This window comes from Candidatus Darwinibacter acetoxidans (genome assembly GCF_041936445.1).
In the GTDB taxonomy this organism is placed as follows: domain Bacteria; phylum Bacillota; class Limnochordia; order Darwinibacteriales; family Darwinibacteriaceae; genus DTU010.
Map to the genome: position 1 here is coordinate 1 of NZ_JBHGXH010000066.1, position 1,109 is coordinate 1,109.

The 1,109-nt window shown below is 58.6% G+C and carries 2 protein-coding genes; both read right to left on the reverse strand.

What is annotated here, in order from left to right:
- Positions 1-619: phage tail tape measure protein (locus tag ACE4YL_RS02445; RefSeq protein WP_461369130.1), on the reverse strand; the 619-nt coding region annotated here is incomplete at its 3' end.
- The gene (locus tag ACE4YL_RS02450) at positions 619-870 is read right to left on the reverse strand and encodes a hypothetical protein (RefSeq protein WP_461369131.1); all 252 of its coding nucleotides are present in this window, start codon (positions 868-870) and stop codon (positions 619-621) included. The genes ACE4YL_RS02450 and ACE4YL_RS02445, both read right to left, overlap by 1 nt.
- Positions 871-1,109 lie beyond the last annotated feature (239 nt).

The window sequence follows — 1,109 nt, forward strand, 5'->3', positions numbered from 1 at the left end:
GTGCTGTTCCGGCTTTTTCCGTAAGCGATTCAGAGAACTGCTCCGTGTTGGCGTTCGCCAGGGTTGCCGCCCGGGTGAGAACGTCAGTCACGCGGGTCAGGTTGGTCAAGTTTTGCTGTGCATTTTTTGAGGACATGCCCAAGGCCGCCTGAGCGTCAGTCGCCAGGTCAGTCGCACGCGCCAGGTCGAAGTTTCCAGCCTGTGCGAAGGCTGCAACCTGCGGCAGGGCGGCGATGGACTGCTCGGCGTCGAGACCGGCCAGGGCGAGGAACTCGAAGGCTTCTGCTGCTTCGGTGGCGCCGAATTTTGTGGTCTTGCCGATCTCCCGGGCGGCCAGTTCCATGTCCTTTCGCATTTCGTCGGAGAGGTCGCCCATGATGGCGGTTGACTGCGTCATGGTCTGCTCGAAGTCGCCGAAGGCCTTGACGGCGGCGCCGCCCACGGCCAGGATCGGGACGGTGAAGGCAGCGGTCATGCCTTTACCGGCGGTCTGCAGGTCGCGCCCGACATCTTTGAAGGCTTTGCTGATCTGCCGGGTGTCGCGTTGCACGCCGGACATCACTTTGTTGAACTCTCCGGCTTTCGCGCCGATTACGACCATTAGTTTTTTCTCAGCCATCAGTGCACCTCCCGTCTGTCCTCAGCACCCAGAGCGATAGCCCAGGCCAAGGCGTTTTGTGCCATTTCCTCGTCGGTCATTTCACGTTTGGGTTCTTTCTTTTTCGGCAGCAGGTCGTCAACGGTAAGATGGTCTGCTTCCTTCCGCCAGTGGTTGACGATGGTAACGGTCTGCCATGCAAGCTTTCTAAGTTCGTTTTCTTCACGTTTGTTGTGGGATTCAATCCGGAGATAAAATTCCGCCGGGGTCATCTGCCAGAAGTCCCAGGGAAGGATGCCGATGTCGGCGGCTAGTTTTTCATGTTCGGGGATCCGATCAGAGAAGCGGGAGCTTTCTATGCCCCCGCTTTCGCGTTTCCCTCTTCTTCCTCCGCCTCGCCGAATTTCATGATGCCGCTTTTCTCAAGGGCCTGCCTGACCTTGTCCATCAGCTCGACGAGGGAGCCGCCCTGTTCCAGGTAGTCTTGCAATAGGTCGCCTGTTCGCTGCAC

Excerpts from the sequence above, each read along its gene's own strand:
- ACE4YL_RS02450 (WP_461369131.1), bottom strand. The coding sequence starts at position 870 with ATGACCCCGGCGGAATTTTATCTCCGGATTGAATCCCACAACAAACGT.